Consider the following 21,752-nt stretch of genomic DNA (forward strand, 5'->3'; position numbering starts at 1 on the left):
ATGACAAATACCATCTATATCCATCAGCCGGAAAAGGCGTTCAGCTTCACCCGGCTCCCGAATTTCCTCTTTGAAGCCCCCACATTCAAGCCCTTGTCCAACGAGGCAAAGGTTCTGTACGCCTTTATCCTGCGCCGGACAGAGTTATCCCGCAAGAATGGGTGGGCGGATGATTGCGGACGGATTTATCTGTACTATCCCATCTGCGAGGTGGTTGACCTGCTCCACTGTGGGCGGCAGAAAGCGGTAAACACCCTGCGGGAACTGCAATACGCCGGGCTGGTGGAGATCCAGAAGCAGGGCTGTGGAAAACCCAACCGCATTTTCCCAAAATCCTATGAAGCGGTTCCAAACACCGACTTCAAGAAATCCGGTTCTGGTACGCCGGAGGGCTGAAAACCGTACTTATGAAGTGAGGAAATCACTCCCCGGAAGTACGAAAACCGGACGGTATATAGAAATACAAAGATTAAAAAGATTTATTTATATTCTATCCATTCCAATCCTATCCGAGCTAATTTCTGCGGGATTTTCCCTGTGGAAAACCCCGGATAGGAAAGGAATGGGGAAAGGAGCAGAATGGCACAACACGCAATTTTGCGGTTTGAGAAGCACAAGGGCAACCCGGCAAGGCCGCTGGAAGCCCATCACGAAAGACAGAAAGAACAATACGCCAGCAACCCCGACATTGACACAAGCCGGAGCAAGTACAACTTTCATATCGTCAAGCCAGAGGGCAGGTACTATCATTTCATTCAAAACCGCATTGAACAGGCCGGGTGCCGAACCCGCAAGGACAGCACACGGTTTGTCGATACGCTGGTAACTGCCAGCCCGGAGTTTTTCAAGGGGAAATCCCCAAAGGAGATACAGGCGTTTTTCCAGAGGGCGGCGGACTTCCTCATTGGCCGGGTAGGACGGGAAAATATCGTGTCGGCGGTGGTACACATGGACGAGAAAACGCCCCACCTGCATTTGACCTTTGTTCCGCTGACAAAGGACAACCGCCTGTGTGCAAAGGAGATTATCGGCAACCGGGCAAACCTGACGAAGTGGCAGGACGATTTTCACGCCTATATGGTGGAGAAATATCCTGACTTGGAGCGTGGGGAGAGCGCCAGCAGGACAGGCCGGAAGCATATCCCCACCCGGCTTTTCAAACAGGCGGTTTCCCTCTCCCGGCAGGCAAGAGCCATTGAAGCCACACTGGACGGCATTAACCCGCTGAACGCCGGAAAGAAAAAAGAGGAAGCCCTCTCCATGCTGAAAAAGTGGTTCCCGCAGATGGAGAATTTCTCCGGGCAGTTGAAAAAGTACAAGGTCACAATCAATGACCTGCTGGCGGAGAATGAGAAGTTGGAAGCAAGGGCAAAGGCCAGCGAAAAAGGAAAGATGAAAGATACGATGGAACGGGCAAAGCTGAAAAGCGAACTGGACAATTTACAGCGGCTGGTTGACCGTATCCCGCCGGATATACTGGCGGAACTGAAACGTCAGCAGCGGCACACGGTAAAGGAAAGGTGATAGATATAAGCAGAAATTTTCGCCGCCTCTGTGCGGCATTGTACCTTGAAAACTGAATATGGAGGACACTGGATGGCAAAAAGTGAAAGCGATATTTTTACACCCCGAACAGGGCAGGTTATACAAGCAGAGAACGGCACGCAGTATTTTGTATGTGGGAACAACCGTATAAAAATCTCCGAACACTTCGCCGCAGGCGGGAAGCCCCTCGGTGATCTGATTGTAGATGTGGTGCGGCATACCGCAGAAAAAGCCGCTTCAACCTGATAGCCCATCATTGATAACACGCCCACGCTTATGATATAATTGCCATAGAGCAAAAGTATTGTAAGCGTGGGTTGTTTCTTTAGAAGGAGGATTTTTACGGTGAAACAACCTTACAATACTACGATTTACAACACGGCGCTTTATATGAGATTGAGCCGGGACGATGAACTGCAAGGAGAAAGCGGGAGTATTCAGACACAACGCATGATGCTCCGGCAATATGCCGCCGAGCATGGCCTGAATGTCATAGATGAATATATCGACGATGGATGGTCTGGAACGAACTTTGACAGGCCGGATTTTCAGAGAATGATTGATGACATTGAGGACGGGAAAATCAACTGCGTTGTTACGAAGGATTTATCCCGCTTAGGCAGAAACTACATTCTGACCGGCCAGTACACGGAAATCTACTTTCCCAGCAAAGGCGTCCGCTATATCGCTGTCAATGACAATGTGGACACCATCAACGGAGAGAATGAGCTTGCCCCATTCCTCAACATTCTGAATGAAATGCACGCCCGCCAGACCAGCAAAAAGGTAAAGGCGGCCATGCGGACACGGTTCGCAAATGGCGCACACTATGGAGCCTATGCTCCGCTTGGCTATGTCAAAGACCCAGATAAGAAAGGCCATCTTCTGATTGACCCGGAAACAAGGTGGATTATCGAAAAGATTTTTGACCTTGCCGTTCATGGCCGGGGAGCCGCCAGCATTACACGGATTTTGGTCGAAGAAAAAGTACCTACTCCCGGCTGGCTGAATTTCCAGAGATACGGCACTTTCGCAAATATCTATGCCGGAGCGCCGGAGGAAAAAGCCTATGCGTGGACGATAGCGCAGGTGAAAAGTATTCTGAAAGAGGAAACCTATATCGGACACAGCGTCCACAATAAGCAGACCAACATTTCATTCAAAAACAAGAAGAAAGTACGCAAGCCAAAAGAGGAATGGTATCGTGTGGAGAACACCCACGAAGCGATTATTTCCGAAGATGTGTTCCGTCAAGTACAGGAGCAGATTTGCAACAGGCGCAGACGGCAGAAGAACGGCACAACACAGATATTTTCCGGGCTGGTAAAATGTGCGGACTGCGGCTGGTCGCTGGCCTATGGTATGAACAGCCAGAACAAAAATCCCTATGCCCACTACCATTGTAGCAAGTACGGGCAAGGATTGCACCAGTGTTCCATGCACTATATCCGCTATGATGTGCTTTACGCCTATGTCCTTTCCCGTCTGCAATACTGGTCTGTGCTGGCACAGCAGGATGGGGACAAACTTCTGAAACGGCTACTTAACGCCAGCGACAAGGAACGCAATACTGCAAGGAAGCGGCAGACAGCCGAACTGAAAAAGGCGGAAAAGCGCAAAGCAGAAGTAGACACCCTGTTTGCAAAAATGTATGAGGACTGGTCTGCCGGACGCATTACAGAATACAATTTCAATATGCTGTCCGAAAAGTATCAGGGCGAACAGCGAGAATTGGACGTAAAAATTGAACGGCTTCACGAAGCGATGGAGACCGCCGCCCAGACAGCGGTTGACGCTGAAAAGTGGATAGGTCTGATGAAACAGTATGTCAATCCCACAGAATTGACGGCTGAACTTCTGAATACGCTGATTGAAAAAATCCTTGTCCATGAAGCGGTCAAAAGTGAGGACGGAAGCCGGGAACAGGAAGTGGAAATCTTCTACCGCTTTATCGGCAAAATCGAATGACACATCTTGAGATACCCAACAATATCTTTAACTAAGGGAAACGGGAAGAGGAATGCCGGACATTTCATCGTTAGATGCATTGTGTAATGATCTGGATGTGAGTGTGAATGAATTGCTAAGTGGCGAAGTGTTACCTCCTGAATTTTATGAGAAAAAGGCGGAGGAAAATATGAAAACATTAATAAAAGAGAATGAGAAAAATACAAAGGGAAACTGGATTCAGATGATTCTTGGAGAGGTGCTGGTAATCGTGGCATTTGTATTTCTTGCAATATGCATTGGGATAAGGATGCTTGGAAACTATTTTGACCTTCCATCGCTTCTTTATCTGGTGTTAATTTCAGCGGGAGTTGTTTTACTGTCCAGGCCGGCGGGAAAAAGAGAGGTATTTGCTGCCTTGCAAAAGGCTGTCATTCCTGCGGGAGCACTTGCGTCCGTGATAAGCTTGATTCAAATTTTCTTGTACGTAGAAGACATGGAGGTTATCTTTACCAACTTTGCGGTTGCACTGTTACCAATCGCGTACGGAATCTTTGTGTACCTGCTTTTACTTCCGATTACAAGACATTTGAAAAAAGAGACCGAATAAAAGAAAGGTCAGGTACCTACATCCGGGAGCAACTCAACCAACAGTAGAACTGACTAAAAAGCACCTCGATTGCAACATATGAAAAGACCATGTATAGTAAGAAATGTAAAAACAAGTGGCCACTCAAATTCAAAAGAAAGTTGAGAAAAAGTATGTTAGGAAATCAGATTAAATATTACAGACAGGAAAATAAAATCAAACAGGAAGAACTTGCCGAATTTTTAGGCGTGTCATTCCAGGCAGTATCCAAGTGGGAAAGGGGTGCAAGTGACCCGGACATTGCACTTCTCCCGAAACTTGCGGTATATTTTGGCGTTACGATTGACGAATTGTTTGAGATGCCTTATGAGGAACAGATGGAGCGAATCGAAAACATGATTTCGACCGAGCGTACCATCAAGGAAAAAACGTTTGAGAGCGCCGTCACATTTTTGGAAAACCGATTAAAAAATGCACCAAAGGACACAAGAGCGCTCTCGAATCTTGCTTATCTTTACAACCACAGAGCGCACAGTGACCATGAACTTGCTTCTTACTATGCTAAAAGAGTGTTAGAGGCAGACCCGGATGAAAAAGCAGGATGGGTTGCTTATCTGGAAGCAAACGGCGGTGTCTGTGGAGACAAATGGTATGACAATCACTTTGAGGTCATCCGTTATTTTGAAGAATTTTTAGAGAAAAATCCAGGCAATTTCTTAGGACTTTACGGCGTGATTGAGAATCTCCTTGCAGATGGCAGATACGAGGAGGCAAAGCCTTACATCGAAGAAATAAAAAAGGCAAAAAAGAACCATCAATATCTTTTATATAGCGGGGAGGTTGCGTTTGGAGAAGGAAGGCGTAAAGAAGCTTTGGAATACTGGGAGAAGATGGTAAAAGACTACCCGCAGACCTGGCAGGCATATTGCTCGTTAGGAGAAGGATACCAGAAGATGGGCATGGAAAAAGAAGCATTGGAAGCCTTTGAAACGTCATTTACGATGCAGGAGGCACCAAGAATTTATGATGGACTATGCTCCATGGCGCAGATTCATGAGAAACAGGGAGAACTCAAACTTGCCATACAGGATTATGAGCGCATCATTCGCTGCCTGAAAGAGGACTATCATGTCACAGAGGGTGAACAGAAGGAACAATACGAGCGTGAAATGAAGAGATTGAGAAGAAAACTCGATTGAAATTGATAGAAAAGAATTGAAATCCATAACCATTTATTTTAAACTGTATGAGGATAAAAAAGCACAGTTTTTCTGTGAAAAATTTCCATGGTCAGAGAAAAGAAAACAATCTGACTACAAATGTATATAAAAACAAAGGAAGGATGAGAAAATGAGTACAAGAATTGGAATAATTGGTTATGGAAATCTTGGACGCGGTGTAGAGTGTGCAGTAAAAGCAGCAGACGATATGGAACTTGTTGCAGTATTTACAAGACGTGATCCAAAGAGCGTTACAATTCAGACAGAAAATGTACCGGTTTGTAATGTCGCAGATGTGGAACAGTGGAAGGACAAGATTGATGTGATGATTCTGTGTGGAGGAAGTGCAACAGATCTTCCGGTTCAGACACCACAGTTTGCAAAGATGTTCAATGTCATTGATAGTTTTGATACACATGCAAAGATTCCGGAACATTTTGCAGCAGTAGATGCAGCAGCAAAGGCAGCAGGAAACGTTGCATTGATTTCCGTAGGCTGGGATCCGGGAATGTTCTCTTTAAACAGAGTTTATGCAAATGCAATTCTTCCGGATGGAAAAGATTACACATTCTGGGGAAAAGGTGTCAGCCAGGGACACTCTGATGCGATTCGCCGTATCAAAGGTGTGAAAGATGCAAAACAGTACACAATTCCGGTTGAAGCAGCACTTGAAGCAGTTCGTTCCGGCGCAAATCCGGAGCTTTCTACCAGAGAAAAACACACAAGAGAATGTTTTGTTGTGTTAGAAGATGGTGCAGATGCAGCAGCAGTAGAAAAAGAGATTAAGACAATGCCAAACTACTTCGCAGATTATGACACAACCGTTCATTTCATCAGCGAAGTAGAATTAAAAAGAGATCACAGCGGAATGGCACACGGTGGTTTCGTCATTCGCTCCGGCAAGACAGGCATGAACAAAGAGCATAACCATATCATTGAATATAGTTTAAAATTAGACTCCAACCCAGAATTTACAACAAGTGTTCTGGTTGCTTACGCAAGAGCAGCACATCGTCTCGCCAAAGAAGGACAGTGCGGATGTAAGACTGTTTTGGACATCCCACCAGCATACTTAAGCGAGAAGAGCGGTGAGGAGTTAAGAGCCTCTCTTTTATAAAACAAAGTTGTTTTTGTGAGAAAGAAACAAAAAACACATCCCTTTTTCAAAAATAAGATAGAAACTCCGGTTTTTCTTTGTGAAAAAGGGAGAAAAATCATGTAAAAAAGTGGCGGAAAAAAGAGGTTAAAGTGTTGACATTTTAGGCTTGTTTCTTTATACTTTAAACTTGCATGTTAAGAAAATAACAAGTAAAAGTAACGAAAGAAAGTGAGAGAAATTATGAACTATTTAATTCCTGTAATTGGAATCCTTGCTTTACTTGTTGCTGCAGGTCTTGCAGTATGGGTAAAAAAACAGGGTGAAGGAACTGACAGAATGAAAGAGATTGCAGCAGCAATCCACGAAGGTGCTCAGGCGTTCTTAATGTCTGAATACAAAATTCTTGTCATTTTTATTGTTGTGTTATTCGCAGCAATCGGATTCGGAATCAGCTGGGCAACAGCTATCTGTTTCGTAATCGGTGCAGTATTCTCTACAATCGCTGGATACTGTGGTATGCAGGTTGCAACACGTGCAAACGTACGTACAGCAAACGCTGCTAAAGAAGGTGGTATGACAAAAGCATTACCAATCGCTTACCGTGGTGGTGCTGTAATGGGTCTTTGCGTAGTTGGTCTTGGACTTTTCGGTGTCTCCATCATTTATTTTGTAACTGGTAATGCAGACATCTTATTCGGATTCTCTCTTGGTGCTTCTTCCATCGCATTGTTCGCACGTGTTGGTGGTGGTATCTACACAAAAGCAGCAGACGTTGGAGCTGACCTTGTAGGTAAAGTAGAAGCTGGTATCCCAGAAGATGATCCTCGTAACCCAGCAGTTATCGCTGATAACGTAGGTGATAACGTAGGTGACGTTGCTGGTATGGGAGCTGACTTATTTGAATCTTATGTTGGTTCTATCGTATCTGCAATCACATTAGGTATCCTTGCTTATGACGGAATGTCTGGAGCTTTATATCCACTCATCCTTGCAGCAGTAGGTATCGTTTCTTCTATTCTTGGTGTATTCTGTGTACGTGGAAAAGAAGGCGCAGATCCTCACAAAGCATTAAAGCTTGGAACAAACATTGCAAACGTAATTACAATTGTAGCTGCAGTTGTATTAAGTAAAGTAGTTCTTGGTTCTTACAAACCATGTGGTGCTATCATCGCTGGTCTTATTGTTGGAACATTAATCGGTACTATCACAGAATGGTACACATCTGACAAATACCGTCATGTACGTAAAATTGCAGATCAGTCTGAGACTGGTGCAGCAACAAACATCATCAGTGGTTTAGCAGTAGGTATGCATTCTTGTACTATCCCAATCATTTTGATTGCAGTTGGTATCTTCGCAGCTTACGCATTCGCTGGTATTTATGGTATCGCTCTTGCAGCAGTTGGTATGCTTGCTACAACAGGAAGCACCGTAGCAGTTGATGCTTATGGTCCAATCGCTGATAACGCAGGTGGTATCGCTGAGATGGCAGGATTAGACGAAAGCGTTCGTGACATCACAGATACATTAGACTCTGTTGGTAACACAACAGCTGCTGTTGGTAAAGGTTTCGCAATCGGATCTGCAGCATTAACAGCTTTATCTTTATTCGTATCATATTCCGAAGCAGTTAAGCTTGACAGCATTTCTATTCTTCAGCCTACTGTAATCATCGGATTATTCATTGGTGCTATGTTACCATTCTTATTCTCTGCTATTACAATGGAATCCGTTTCCAAAGCAGCTTATAAGATGATTGAAGAAGTACGTCGTCAGTTCCATGCAGACAAAGGTATCTTAGAGGGAACAAGCAAACCTGACTACAAGTCTTGTGTTGGTATCTCTACAAATGCTGCATTAAAACAGATGTTACTTCCAGGTATCATTGCAATCGTTGCTCCTATCCTTGTAGGTGTTCTTTTAGGTACAGAAGCATTAGGCGGACTTCTTGCTGGTGCTCTTGTAACTGGTGTTATGATGGCTATCTTCATGGCAAATGCAGGTGGTGCATGGGATAACGCTAAGAAATACATCGAAGGTGGTGCACACGGTGGAAAAGGTAGTGATCCTCACAAAGCAGCCGTTGTAGGTGATACCGTAGGTGATCCTTTCAAGGATACATCAGGTCCATCTATCAACATCTTAATCAAATTAATGACAGTTGTTGCTTTAGTATTTGCACCATTATTCTTAAGCATCGGTGGATTACTCTAGGATTTAACTTCATTTGAAGCTGAAATAAGAAAAACAGTTGTGTCTTTTACAAAAGTAAGAGATGCAGCTGTTTTTTCGTTATAAAGATTCGGATGGCAAAAGGCGAGAAGCAATTCTGGGTTCTTATAATTAAAATTTTGGAAAAAATAGGATAGTCACGAAAATAAAATTGTGCTAGAATGGTAAGGAAATTTTTTGCAGGAATAGAGCATGAAAATATTCAGATAATGAGAATAAAGGTAAATACTTAGAAGTATTTGAAAAAGACGCTGAGATTAAGATGAAATTGTGATGGGAGATAAAGAAACATGAGCAGACAGTCAGAGGCTAGAAAACAGAAAAGGAAAAAGGAGTTGAGAAGGCAGATTTTTTCACTGGCAGGTTTCCTTTGTGTGATACTTGTAATTGGGATTCTGGTAAAAGTAAATACAGGAAAGTCACCGAAAAATGAGATTGAAGCAGACTTAGGAGATACCGAGTACGTGGCGCAGGATGAATCAGCCACGGAAGACGAAGCAGCAGCCACGGCATCCGTAGAAGAAAATACGGAGGCGGCAAAGGTATTTTCTGCGCAGGAGACACCGGAAACTACAAATGTAGGTGATGGGATTGTAAGTGAACATGCTGTCTTAATTGACCTGGATAACGGAAATATTGTGTCACAGAAGGGCGCAAATGAGCGTATTAATCCGGCCTCGATGACAAAGGTGCTGACGGTTCTTGTGGCGGCAGAACATGTAAAGGATTTGGATGATACCTTCACGTTTACTTTAGATGTGACAGACTATGCCTATATCAATGACTGCAGTACGGCAGGTTTCCTGGAGGGTGAGACGGTTACGGTTCGTGATTTGTTCTATGGAACCATTCTGCCATCCGGTGGCGACGCTGCGGTAGGACTTGCAACGTATGTTGCAGGCTCCCAGGAAGCGTTTGTGGAGATGATGAATGAAAAGGTAAAAGAATTAGGACTGTCTGATTCTGCCCATTTTACAAACTGTGTCGGTATCTATGATGATGATCTGTATTGTACCACCTATGATATGGCAATGATTTTAGAAGCTGCGATGAACAATGAGTTATGTAGGGAGGTTCTGTCTACACATTGTTACAAGACGTCTGCGACAGAGCAGCATCCGGAAGGAATTGTAATCTCCAACTGGTTCCTGCGCAGGATTGAGGATAAAGAAACACTTGGAACCGTTGTCTGTGGAAAAACAGGTTACGTGGTGCAGGCAGGAAGCTGTGCGGCAAGTTACGGAGAAGCACCGGACGGTCATGGTTATGTCTGTGTGACGGCAGGTTCTTCTAGCAGCTGGCAGTGTATTTATGATCAGGTAGCCTTATATGATTCTGTATTTCAATAAAAGATAAAAATGGCTTAAAATAAGGGCGGTGCGTGACGTTGTTCATGCATCGCTTTAAATTTCTAAAAAAAGTTGTTGACAAATGAAAAGAAGTTTGTATAATAAAAAACAAGTGTTCGTGATACACAGACACAAAGCGTTGCGACGGTGCAATAGACGAAGACGTCTATCCGCACTTTTTTTATTCTTATTTCACTTTAACGTGATAAAACTACAAAACAACAAGGTGTTAATGGGAGAGAGAATTGTCGGACGAATCATGAATTTGACGTAAGCTATCAGGCAGCGTACGTTGAAGATAAATTTTTTAGGAGGAAAAATTATGAAGAAAAAAGTGGTAAGTGCAATGCTCATCGTAGCAATGAGTGCTAGCCTTGTAGGCTGTGGCAAAGGTTCCGCAGATGCAAATACAAGCAGCAACGCACAGACAGAAGAAGGCACAGAGAGTGCTGGGGCATCAGATGCCAACTATGACGCAACATCCAGTGAAATCTATGATGCACAGTTAGGAGATTTCTATGAGGCATATCAGAAAGTGGACGATGCATCATCTGTATCTGAGAAATATGCATTAGAAGCAGTTGCAGAAGCAAAATTATTAGAGTCAGGTGTTATGCTTCCAACACGAACACGTGGTGGTATGTATGCAATCTCCAGAGTGGCTCCAAGAACTGTTGACTATACATTATGGGGAAATGACTACGAAAGATTCCATCAGGCTCTTGTTGCTACGGATTATATCAAAGCAGCAGACAGAGCAGAGATGAAAGCAAAATGGGCTGAGTTAAAAGGAACAGGAACCTATGAAGACTGGGCAAAATCTTATCTTCAGGAAAAAGGATATACATTAAAAGATACCTACAATTATGTATATCCATCAGATCCTGTAACATGGGATGTACTTGCTACTTCTTTATCAGCAGATAGTGAAGCAATCATCAATACTTATGATGGTTTGATGGAATATGACTGTGAAGGAACACTTCAGCCAGCATTAGCAGAAAGCTACGAAGTATCGGATGACGGATTAACTTATACATTCAAGCTTCGTGAAGGTGTGAAATGGGTTGATTCCCAGGGAAGAGAAGTTGCTGATGTAACAGCAGACGACTTCGTTGCCGGTATGCAGCATATGATGGATGCACAGGGTGGTCTGGAATACTTAGTAGAAGGTATCATCAAGAATGCATCTGAATATATTGATGGATCTGTAACAGACTTCTCCCAGGTTGGTGTAAAGGCTGTTGATGATTACACCGTAGAATATGACTTAGAGGCACCATGTACTTACTTCACAACTATGCTTGGTTATGGTGTATTTGCTCCAATGAGCAGAACCTACTATGAATCACAGGGTGGTAAATTCGGTCAGGAATATGATTCCTCCGCATCCGATTATACATACGGTAAAGACCCTAACTCCATCGCTTACTGTGGACCATATCTTGTAACAAATGCAACTGCTAAGAATACTATTGTATTCCAGGCAAATGATTCTTACTGGAACAAAGATAACATCAACATCAAGACTCTTACATGGGTTTACAATGATGGTACTGATGTTACAAAGACATACACAGATTTGAAATCCGGCGTGTTAGACGGAGCTAACTTAAATACTTCAACAATTGAGACTGCAAAGACAGACGGTTTATTTGATGATTACGCTTATGTTACAGATACAGAAGCAACTTCTTACATGGCATTCTACAACTTAAACCGTGCAGCATTTGCAAATACAAATGATGATACAACAGTTGTATCCAGCGAGACAGATGAACAGAAAGCGCAGACAAATGCAGCTCTTCAGAATGTTCACTTCCGTAGAGCAATTTCCTTCGGTGTAGACAGAGCTTCTTACAACGCACAGGTTACAGGTGAGGATTTGAAATATAATTCTCTTAGAAATGGTTACACACCTGGTACATTCGTATCCCTTGATGAGGATGTTACAATTGATATCAACGGTGAAGAGACTACATTCCCAGCAGGAACATACTATGGTGAAATCGAGCAGGCTCAGATTGATGCTGATGGTGTTAAGATTAAAGTTTGGGATTCTACAGCAGATGAAGGAAACGGTTCTTCCGATGGATTCGATGGATGGTATAGCCCAGAGAACGCTATGGAAGAGTTAAATACAGCAATCGACGAATTAAAGGCTGACGGTGTTACCATTGATGCTGACAACCCAGTTGTTCTTGATTTGCCTTATGCATCTAACGATGAAAGATATACAAATATGGCAAACGCTTACAAACAGTCCTTAGAGGCTTCCTTAGAAGGTCTTGTAAAAGTAAACTTAGTAGCAGCAAATAGCAACGATGAATGGTATTATGCAGGATACTACACAAGCTATGGATATGAAGCTAACTACGATATCTATGACTTATCCGGATGGGGTCCTGACTACGGTGATCCTAAGACCTACCTTGATACCTTCTTACCTGATTACGCAGGTTACATGGTTCGTACACTTGGTATTTTCTAAATTCTGTTAGTTGCCTGAGTAACAGAATCAGTTTGAGACAAAGGAGCTGTCACTTCGGTGGCAGTTCCTTTGTTAGTTAAAAGATAGATGTAATTTTAAACAGAACACTTGTATTTTGTTGCAGGTAAAAGAAAAAATCTAGTGGAAGGAATAAGTTCCATGAATTGTGAAAAAGATTATCTTATGGTATAATAATTTTATTACAATTCATGGAATTTTTTGTTATAGAGGAGGGAAGAAGGGAGAACATGAAAAAACATTTTGCAGTGGTAACAGGTGCCAGTTCAGGCATTGGAAAAGAGTTTGCAAGACAGCTCGCAAGGGAGGGATATCCGTTGGTGCTGGTGGCAAGAAGAAAGGAACGCCTAGAAGAACTCAAAGCAGAATTAGAGAAAAAAGGCACCACATGTCTTTTGATTACGGCAGACCTTTCGAAAACAGCAGAATGTATTCGATTGGTGGAAGAATTAGAAGAGATACCGGTTTCTATCTTTATTAACAATGCGGGATTTGGGGACTGTGGATCCTTTTTGGATACGGATGCCAAGAAGGAACTTGAAATGATAGACGTCAACATCAAAGCCATGCATCTATTAATGAAGAAAATGCTTTATAGCATGGAACAACAGGGGCACGGTTATCTTTTAAATGTGGCATCTTCGGCGGGACTGCTTCCGGCAGGACCATACATGGCGACCTACTATGCAACCAAAGCTTATGTGGCAAGTCTGACACGTGCCGTGGCAGCAGAGCTAAAGCAGAAGAACAGCAACGTGTATGTCGGTGCACTTTGTCCGGGACCGGTTGACACAGAGTTTAATGATGTCGCAAATGTAGAGTTTGCATTGCCGGGAATTACGCCGGAATATTGTGCGTCTTATGCAATCAGTCAGATGAAACGCCGTAAGACGGTGATTGTGCCGACGCTTACGCTAAAGGCTGCGACAACTTTTGCAAGATTCATCCCACAGAAGCTTTTGATTGATATTGTGGGGCATCAGCAGAAGAAGAAGTTAACAAAATAACAGAAGTCAGTTATATATAGAAGAAAAAGATTTCAAAATGGGATTGACTTTTGAAAAAATTGGGTACAAAATCAAGGAAAACAAATGAAATTTGTAAAAATAGGGGAATGAGAGAATGTTTTCAAAATCAAATGACAAAGAATTACTTGAGGCACTTGCTGGATTAAGACCGGCAGATTACACGAAAAAACCGGAGCTGGCTGCAATTTATGCAAGACTGGTAAACGGACGGAAAGAGTTTGCGAAAGTTTACGAAAAAGATAAGGAAGTAGTGGAACAGTTAGGTTCCTTAGATCAGGACTTAGCACAGCACATCAAGACCTTAGAAGCACTTTCTTCACATGTAGCGGCAGCATCGGAAAAGATTTATGATGCAACATCTGAGACCACTTCTGTGGCAGAGCGTGTATCACAGCAGCATGAAGAGCTGACCAATACCATTATCAGTGCTTCTGAGGAGACGAGTGATGTATACAAGAAGATTGATGAGGGGCAGAATGAGTTAAATAACATCAGAGAGTTATCCAACCAGACCATCGAGATGTCAAAAGCGATGCAAAAGGATATGGATCAGCTGTCGGATGTGATTTTACATATGAATGAGGTAATTGAAGGTATCAATTCGATTTCTTCACAGACAAATCTTCTTGCATTAAACGCTTCTATCGAGGCTGCAAGAGCAGGGGAAGCAGGAAAAGGTTTTGCGGTTGTAGCAGACGAGATCCGAAAACTTGCAGAAGAGACACAGAAACTGACCGGCGATATGGGACAGTTTGTAGAAGGAATCCGCGGAGCATCCGAGAAGAGCGTGACAAGTGCAAAGGATACCATTACGGCGCTCGGCAGCATGACAGAGAAGATTGAGAATGTCTGGAAATTGAATGAACAGAATCAGCAGAACGTATCCCAGATTAACGACTCTATCAGTTCGCTTGCAGCAGTCAGTGAAGAAATCAGCAGTTCCATGACGGAGATGGAAAATGAGGCAGGAAACATCAAAGAACAGTGTGAGACATTAAAAGACGATTCTGCGAAGATGTCCGACGTCACAGATGCATTGGCAGATGTTGCAAGACCGGTACCTGTGATTAAAAATACATTAGAGGATGCAGCACAGATTATGGACGGAATGTCCAAAGATGTGTTCTATGCACAGACAACGGAAAAATAAGAATAATTTTTGTGATTTTCCACATACTAACTCCATGACTAATATATAGCAGAAAAGAGTGAAACGTAATCCAAAACACTCTTAGAAAATGTGAAATTGGAGGAAAAAGTAGTGAAAGCCACAGGAATTGTACGCAGAATAGATGATTTGGGACGTATTGTAGTACCGAAAGAAATTCGAAGAACATTAAGAATCCGGGAGGGAGATCCGCTGGAGATTTTTACGGACCGGGAAGGCGAGATTATTCTGAAGAAATATTCTCCGATTGGGGAACTCAGCCAGTTCGCAGTGCAGTATGCGGAGAGCTTAGCACAGACGACAGGGCATCTGGTATGTATTGCGGATCGTGACCACATTATTGCAGCATCAGGTTCCGGAAAAAAGGATTTTGATGGAAAACCAATCAGCAAACAGTTAGAAACGTTAATTGAAGAACGTGGAAATGTGGTTGCACAAAAGGATTCCTCGGATTTTATCAAGGTCACATTAGACGATGCCGGAGATTTTGGGCAACAGGCAATCTGTACCATCATCTGTGAAGGAGATGCCATCGGGGCAGTCATCCTTGCGGACAAAGAGGAGAAAATGGGTGAGACGGAGCGAAAGCTTGCTGCAGCTGCAGCTGGTTTTCTCGGTCGCCAGATGGAGCAATAGGAACAGGCTCTATTGGCTATCTCACAGGAACGATAAGATGTAAAAAAGTGGATGTCAGGCTTTTGAAAAGCTTGGCATCCATTTTTTGTCATATAAGTATTCCAGACCACCCTAATTTTTAGGTAGGGAAAGCTTAGTATTTTACCATATATTTCATTCCAGAAAAGTACAGCTTTTCGTGGAAAACAGTTGCGCAGTCCAACATTGGGTTGTAAAATAAGAACAAATGTACTGGTATAGCAGACAAATATGGAAAAAGGGAGGGACAACAAATGAGATTTATGCATATATCGGATGTGCACCTTGGGGTAAAACCAGATCAGGGAAGGGCATGGAGTGAGCGAAGAACACAGGATATCTGGGATTCTTTTGCCGAGGTAATTGCAGTGGCAGCAAGAAAAAAGATAGAGTACCTGTTTATTACGGGAGACCTTTTTCATGCACAGCCCCTAAAAAGGGAGCTAAAAGAGGTGGGACGCCTGTTTGAACAGATTCCACAGACCAAGATTTTTCTGATTGCAGGCAATCATGATTATTTACAGCCAAAATCATATTATTTGTCCTATCCCTGGCCGGACAATGTTTACTTTTTCCCAAAAGAAGAGGTGGAAGCAATCGATTTCCCAAAGGACAATATCACCGTGTATGGTTTGAGTTACTGGCACAGGGAAATCAGGGAGCGTCTTTACGATGAAGTAAGACCGGCGAATGGAAAACGAATCAATCTTTTCCTGGCACACGGGGGAGATGAAAAGCATATCCCATGCAACCCAACTACGTTTGTAAACAATGGATTTGATTATACCATGATGGGGCATATTCACAAGGGCGGTCAGTTAATTCCAGGAAAAGTGACGATGGCGGGAGCGCTAGAGCCGACCGACTGCAATGATTTTGGACCGCATGGTTATTGGATGGGAGAATTGGAAAAAGGACACTGTGTACTTCAGTTTTTCCCAATCCAAAAATGCCAGTACTGTGTGGAAACGTTTCCGGTTGAGCAAAAGACAACGGGGCGTGAGGTATTAGAATGGGCAAGAAACTTAATTCAGGAAAGTGAACCGTATCAGCTTTTTCGGATTCAGCTAAAAGGATATGCAGACCCGGATATGGAGTTTGGATTAGAGCGCATCGAGGCGTTAGAACAGGTGTTAGATGTAACATGTGATATTTTGCCAAACTACGATTATGAGAAATTAAAGGAAGAACATCAGAATACATTAGTGGAAGCATATATTACTTCCATGCAGGAAATGGAACAGACCAACATCACAAAAAAGGCATTAGAATATGGCGTAAGCGCCTTGTTAGGACATCAGATATGCAGATAAATCAGATTAAAATATACAACTATGGAAAATTACAGAACAAAGAATACACATTTGACCCGGGAATCAATCTGATTTATGGGGAAAATGAAGCCGGAAAATCGACGATGCAGGCATTTTTAAAAAGCATGCTGTTCGGGATGGAAAAGCCAAAGGGAAGGGCGGCAGCAGGAGAGCTTTATACGAAATATGAGCCGTGGCATGCACCGTCTTATTATAGCGGGGCAATGCATTTTTTCGTGGACGGGAAGCCTTTTTATCTGGAGCGCAATTTCTATGTGAAGGAGAAAAAGGAAGTTTTATGTAACGAAAGGGATGGGGAAGAACTTTCGGTTGCTTATGGAGATTTAGCGGTGCTGCTTGGAGGAATCAGCAAGGAGGCATATGAGGCAACCTATGAGATTCCACAGGCAGGAGCTGCGACTGGAACACAGCTTGCCGGACTTTTGGCAGAATACTTATCCGATGCCACGTTAGGTGGTGCCGGCTCGATTCATGTGACAAGGGCGATGAAGAATCTTTTGACCCAAAAGAGAGAACTTGCGTCCATACTTCGAAAAGAAGAACAGCAGCGAAAGCAGCAGCAAGAGCATGTACTGGTAGAAAAAAAAGTTCTTGAGCGTGACCTTGCAGAGCAGAAACAATTAATCGAGAAAGCAAAAATGCAAATGGAGTCAGAACAGCAAAAGGAAGCGCAATTTGCTAGAAAGCAGGAAACGGTTAGGAAAGAAAGCGGTATCCTACGCATTTTACATTCTTTTTCTTCCAGAACACTTCGTGTCGCTGGCGCCATGCTTGCAATTTTGAACTCGTTTGCTTATCAAATCTGGTATCAGGTGGCACCCGTTTTCTGGCTGTTAGAGATTTTTTTCATTGCAATTTTCTTTTGCGGAATTTTTTCGAATGAGACGACAGGGGAAGATGCGCCAGTTCCAGATGGAATATCACAGAAGCCTCAGTTGGAAGAGGAGCCTTTTTCGGAGAAAAAGTTACTTCGAAAATTAGAAGAGACAGTGCGCGAAAAAGAAATCAGATTGTCTAATTTGAAGGAACAATCAGAACAATTGGAACAATTAAGCCGGAAAGAACAGGAATTAAAAGAGGATATCCAGGCGTTGGAATTAGCGCAGATGCAGATTCAAAAATTATCGGTGGAAGTGAGTGAGGATATCCAGGATCAGCTCGATGCGCAGGTGTCAAAATATGTGTCAGAGCTTACGAACGGCAGGTACGACAGAATCCGGGTGGACGAACAGGGAAATTTAAAAGTTTATCTGGAAGGAAGAACCATTCCGCTAGAACAGCTTAGCAAGGGAACGTTAGAACAAATGTATCTGGCGCTGCGCCTTGCTGTTGGCACTGTTTTTACAAGAGAGGAAAAGCTGCCGCTTTTGCTGGATGAGACATTTGCAATGTATGATGAGACACGTCTGGGAGAGGCACTTCTTTTACTGGAAAAGCAGCAGACACAGGTATTTTTGTTCACCTGTCAAAAGCGTGAAGAAGAAATCTTACAAAAAATGGGTATTATGTACCAAAAAGTGGTATTATAGTAAGGTAATGTTAGGAAAGGAACCTGATTTTTATGGCAAAAAAAAGAAAGAAAAAGAGAAAGAACCGTTTCTTTTGGTTTTTCGCAAAATTTCAAATTGTTCTGATGTTCTTAGTCATTGGTGCATTGGCATATTATTATTATGGTGGCTATGCGCAGCAGATTCAGAAATTGCATTCCGAGGCAGTACAGCTTGTGAAGGATTCCACCGAGGCTACCTTTAAGTCAGCACAGACAAGTAGTGTCTATGATGCAAATGGGGATCTGATTACCAAGTTAAGAGGATCAAAAGACGTTTATTATGTAAATTCTGAGGATATTCCTGCCGATGTAAAGGCGGCGATTATCAGTATTGAAGATAAAAAATTTTACAGACACCACGGTGTTGACTATAAAGCGATTGTGCGTGCATTTGTCGCAATGGTAAAAAATCGTGAGGTAACGCAGGGTGGAAGTACGATTACAATGCAGCTTGCAAGAAATATTTATCTGTCAACGGAGCAGACCTGGCAGCGAAAAGTGGAAGAGATTTTTATTGCACTTGAGATGGAACGTGTTTACAGCAAGGATAAAATTTTGGAGTATTACTTAAATAATATCTATTTTGGAAATGGATATTATGGAATTCAGGCTGCAAGCCGTGGTTATTTCAATAAGGATGTCCAGGATTTGGATCTTTCGCAGATTGCATATCTGTGTGGAATTCCGAACAATCCGACCATGTACAACCCACTCACCCATTTGGATAAAGGGGTTGGGCGAAGAAATCGTATTCTGAAAAATATGTTAGAGGACGGAAAAATTTCGCAGGCCAGATACAATGAGGCTGTTTCCGAGGAGATTGTCTTAGACCAGCCGGAAGAGACGGCAAAGAATGATTATGTGGAAACTTATACCTATTCTTGTGCAACCAAGGCGTTGATGTCATTGGAGGGATTTGAATTCCAATATGATTTTGATACGCAGGAGGAGGAAGATGCGTATGATGAGGCTTACAGTGAACTTTACGATGAGTGCCAGAAGAAACTGTATACAGCCGGTTATCAGATTTATACTTCCATTGACCTTACCATGCAGCAGGAATTACAGGATTCTGTGAACGATACGTTAAGCGATTTTACGGAGACAACGGATGACGGCGTCTATACGCTTCAATCTTCTGCGGTATGTATTGACAATGACACAGGATTTGTAAAAGCAATTGTAGGTGGACGAAGCCAGGACTTTTCCGGCTATACCTTAAACCGTGCCTACCAGAGTTTCCGACAGCCTGGTAGTACGATAAAACCTTTGATTGTATACACGCCAGCTTTTGAAAATGGTTATACGCCGGATTCCCATGTGGTCGATCAGCCAATTGAGGATGGACCAAAGAATGCGGGAGGTTCCTACCGAGGCGAGATTACGGTACGGACAGCGGTAGAGAATTCCATCAACACGATTGCATGGCAGTTGTATACAGAGCTGACCCCAAAGGTAGGTCTTTCCTATTTGAAAGAGATGAATTTCTCCAAAATTGTTGCAGCAGATGAGACACCGGCAACCGCACTGGGTGGTTTTACCAATGGTGTTTCCGCAGTTGAGATGGCATCCGGTTATGCTACGATTGAAAATGATGGTGTTTACCGCGAACCGACCTGTGTCACATCTATTTTGGATGCAGATGGAAATGTAGTTTATTCCGCACCACAGACAGAGACGATTGTCTATAAGCAGAATGCAGCCCGCATGATGACCGATGTGTTACAGGGTGTTATCAAAGAAGGTACCGCAAGAGGACTTTCCCTTGGTGACATGCCATGTGCTGGAAAAACAGGTACGACAAACGGTTCAAAGGATGGCTGGTTTGTGGGTTATACCAGATATTACACCACAAGTGTATGGGTTGGATATGATATGCCAAAAACTTTGAATAACTTACAGGGTGCAACCTATCCTGGAAAAATCTGGCAGGATTTCATGTTAAAGATTCATGAGGGACTAGATCCGCTTGATTTTCTCCCATATGCACAGGTTTCCGATAGTGTGAACCAGGGTGAATCGCAGGACGAGACAACCGATGAGTCGCAGGATGCGGTAGAAAATACGGATGCACAACCGACAACAACGGATACAGGAGATGCGCAGCAGACTACAACCGATCAGACACAGAACAATCAGACGCAGCAGGGAACGACGGGACAGACAAACAATTCTACCGTCACAACCCCAACGGATATCCAGGGTACAACTACAAATGACAATGGAAACTCGCAGAATACCATCAACGGAACAACGGGACAGACAGATTCCGATTCGTCAAATGGTTCCCAGACCAATCAAAACGGTTCCCAGACCAATCAAAATGGCACCCAGACAGGGCAAAATGGAGGAGAAAATACGCCATCCGATGGACAAAACTGAACCGTTGACAATTAGGAAACGAAACCGTAAAATAAGGATAGTATTTGGCGAAAATCAGAAAGGAAATAAATCATGAAAAAATATGCATTTGGTGTAGATATTGGTGGTACTACCATCAAGATGGGTTTTTTTGAAACAAGTGGAAAAATGTTGGATAAATGGGAAATCAAGACCAATACCGAGAACAACGGAGCTTCCATTTTAGAGGATGTGGCTCGTGCCGTTGACAACAAACTGGCACAGGAGAGCATCTCCAAAAATGATGTACAGGGAATTGGAATCGGTGTACCAGGACCTGTTATGGCAGATGGAACTGTGAATAAATGCGTAAACCTTGGATGGGGTGTATTCAATGTTGCAGAACAGTTACAGAACTTAAGTGGTCTTTCTGTAAAAGTAGGAAATGATGCAAATGTCGCAGCACTTGGAGAAATGTGGCAAGGCGGCGGTAAAGGATTTACAGATGTAGTTATGGTTACACTTGGAACCGGTGTTGGCGGTGGAATCATCATCGGTGGTAAGATGGTTTCTGGTGCAACAGGAGCCGGTGGTGAAATCGGACATGTCATGGTGAATGAAGACGAAATCGAACTCTGTGGATGTGGAAAATGTGGATGTTTAGAGCAGTATGCATCAGCAACCGGAATTGTTCGTATTGCAAAAAGAAAGCTTGCAACTACAACCGCTGAGACATCTTTACGCAATTTTGATGAACTCACTGCAAAAGATGTTTTCGACGAAGCAAAAGCAGGAGATGCGGTTGCCGTTGGTCTTGTAGACGAAGTAGGTAAGATTTTAGGAACAGCACTTGCTAATATTGCATGTGTAGTAAACCCACAGGCATTTGTAATCGGCGGTGGAGTTTCAAAAGCTGGTAAGATTTTAACAGATAATATTGAAAAATATTATGTAGAAAGAACCTTCCATGCCTGCCGTGGTGCAAAATTCGAACTTGCATCCCTTGGAAATGATGCAGGAATGTATGGATGTGTCCGTATGTTGTTAGAAGACTAAAAAAGATGCAGGGATGTATCTGTGTATTGCCAGAGGTACAGAAATAAAAATCCACAGCTTACGAAGAACTATAAATTTCGTAAGTTGTGGATTTTTTCAAATTGACTGTTTTTGAGCAAGCAAATTTCTGGTT

The 21,752-nt window shown here is 43.0% G+C and carries 17 protein-coding genes; all 17 read left to right on the forward strand.

From position 1 onward, the window contains the following. Complete coding sequence (locus tag BIV16_RS00005) at positions 1 to 396, forward strand: replication initiator protein A (protein WP_002588752.1); 396 nt, start codon at positions 1 to 3, stop codon at positions 394 to 396. Positions 397 to 579: 183 nt separating this feature from the next. Beyond that, the gene (mobV, locus tag BIV16_RS00010; protein ID WP_002334814.1) at positions 580 to 1,524 is read left to right on the forward strand and encodes a MobV family relaxase; all 945 of its coding nucleotides are present in this window, start codon (positions 580 to 582) and stop codon (positions 1,522 to 1,524) included. 72 nt (positions 1,525 to 1,596) lie between these two features. Next, entirely contained in the window at positions 1,597 to 1,791 is a 195-nt protein-coding gene (locus BIV16_RS00015) for a hypothetical protein (protein ID WP_002334813.1), read from the forward strand. Positions 1,792 to 1,935: 144 nt separating this feature from the next. Beyond that, a complete protein-coding gene (locus tag BIV16_RS00020; RefSeq protein WP_154410947.1) occupies positions 1,936 to 3,513 on the forward strand; it encodes a recombinase family protein in 1,578 nt (525 codons plus the stop codon). A 52-nt stretch (positions 3,514 to 3,565) separates the two neighbouring features. After that, positions 3,566 to 4,102: a hypothetical protein gene (locus BIV16_RS00025; RefSeq protein ID WP_075679987.1), complete on the forward strand. Its 537-nt coding sequence runs from the start codon at positions 3,566 to 3,568 to the stop codon at positions 4,100 to 4,102. Positions 4,103 to 4,254: 152 nt separating this feature from the next. Beyond that, on the forward strand, positions 4,255 to 5,280 hold the full coding sequence (locus tag BIV16_RS00030) for a helix-turn-helix domain-containing protein (RefSeq protein ID WP_075679986.1): 1,026 nt from the start codon (positions 4,255 to 4,257) through the stop codon (positions 5,278 to 5,280). Between the two features lie 151 nt (positions 5,281 to 5,431). Beyond that, a complete protein-coding gene (locus BIV16_RS00035) occupies positions 5,432 to 6,418 on the forward strand; it encodes a diaminopimelate dehydrogenase (protein ID WP_075679985.1) in 987 nt (328 codons plus the stop codon). Between the two features lie 222 nt (positions 6,419 to 6,640). Continuing rightward, positions 6,641 to 8,614 (forward strand): sodium-translocating pyrophosphatase, encoded by a 1,974-nt coding sequence (locus tag BIV16_RS00040; protein ID WP_075679984.1) that lies wholly within the window; start codon positions 6,641 to 6,643, stop codon positions 8,612 to 8,614. A 308-nt stretch (positions 8,615 to 8,922) separates the two neighbouring features. Continuing rightward, positions 8,923 to 9,981, forward strand: coding sequence for a D-alanyl-D-alanine carboxypeptidase family protein (locus BIV16_RS00045; RefSeq protein ID WP_075679983.1), 1,059 nt, complete (start codon positions 8,923 to 8,925; stop codon positions 9,979 to 9,981). Between the two features lie 322 nt (positions 9,982 to 10,303). After that, positions 10,304 to 12,472, forward strand: coding sequence for a peptide ABC transporter substrate-binding protein (locus BIV16_RS00050; RefSeq protein WP_075679982.1), 2,169 nt, complete (start codon positions 10,304 to 10,306; stop codon positions 12,470 to 12,472). Between the two features lie 248 nt (positions 12,473 to 12,720). Beyond that, a complete protein-coding gene (locus tag BIV16_RS00055; protein ID WP_075679981.1) occupies positions 12,721 to 13,497 on the forward strand; it encodes an SDR family NAD(P)-dependent oxidoreductase in 777 nt (258 codons plus the stop codon). Between the two features lie 115 nt (positions 13,498 to 13,612). After that, positions 13,613 to 14,668, forward strand: coding sequence for a methyl-accepting chemotaxis protein (locus BIV16_RS00060; protein WP_075679980.1), 1,056 nt, complete (start codon positions 13,613 to 13,615; stop codon positions 14,666 to 14,668). A 111-nt stretch (positions 14,669 to 14,779) separates the two neighbouring features. After that, the gene (spoVT, locus tag BIV16_RS00065) at positions 14,780 to 15,322 is read left to right on the forward strand and encodes a stage V sporulation protein T (RefSeq protein ID WP_075679979.1); all 543 of its coding nucleotides are present in this window, start codon (positions 14,780 to 14,782) and stop codon (positions 15,320 to 15,322) included. Positions 15,323 to 15,594: 272 nt separating this feature from the next. Next, entirely contained in the window at positions 15,595 to 16,653 is a 1,059-nt protein-coding gene (locus BIV16_RS00070) for a metallophosphoesterase family protein (RefSeq protein WP_075679978.1), read from the forward strand. Beyond that, complete coding sequence (locus BIV16_RS00075) at positions 16,644 to 18,203, forward strand: ATP-binding protein (RefSeq protein ID WP_075679977.1); 1,560 nt, start codon at positions 16,644 to 16,646, stop codon at positions 18,201 to 18,203. Before BIV16_RS00070 ends, BIV16_RS00075 begins: the two co-directional genes overlap by 10 nt. Before the next feature lie 32 nt (positions 18,204 to 18,235). Beyond that, a complete protein-coding gene (locus BIV16_RS00080; protein WP_083625119.1) occupies positions 18,236 to 20,605 on the forward strand; it encodes a transglycosylase domain-containing protein in 2,370 nt (789 codons plus the stop codon). A 72-nt stretch (positions 20,606 to 20,677) separates the two neighbouring features. Continuing rightward, positions 20,678 to 21,619 (forward strand): ROK family glucokinase, encoded by a 942-nt coding sequence (locus BIV16_RS00085; protein WP_075679976.1) that lies wholly within the window; start codon positions 20,678 to 20,680, stop codon positions 21,617 to 21,619. The last annotated feature ends 133 nt before the right edge of the window (positions 21,620 to 21,752 follow it).

The sequence above is a fragment of the Roseburia sp. 831b genome (genome assembly GCF_001940165.2).
GTDB lineage: Bacteria > Bacillota > Clostridia > Lachnospirales > Lachnospiraceae > Roseburia.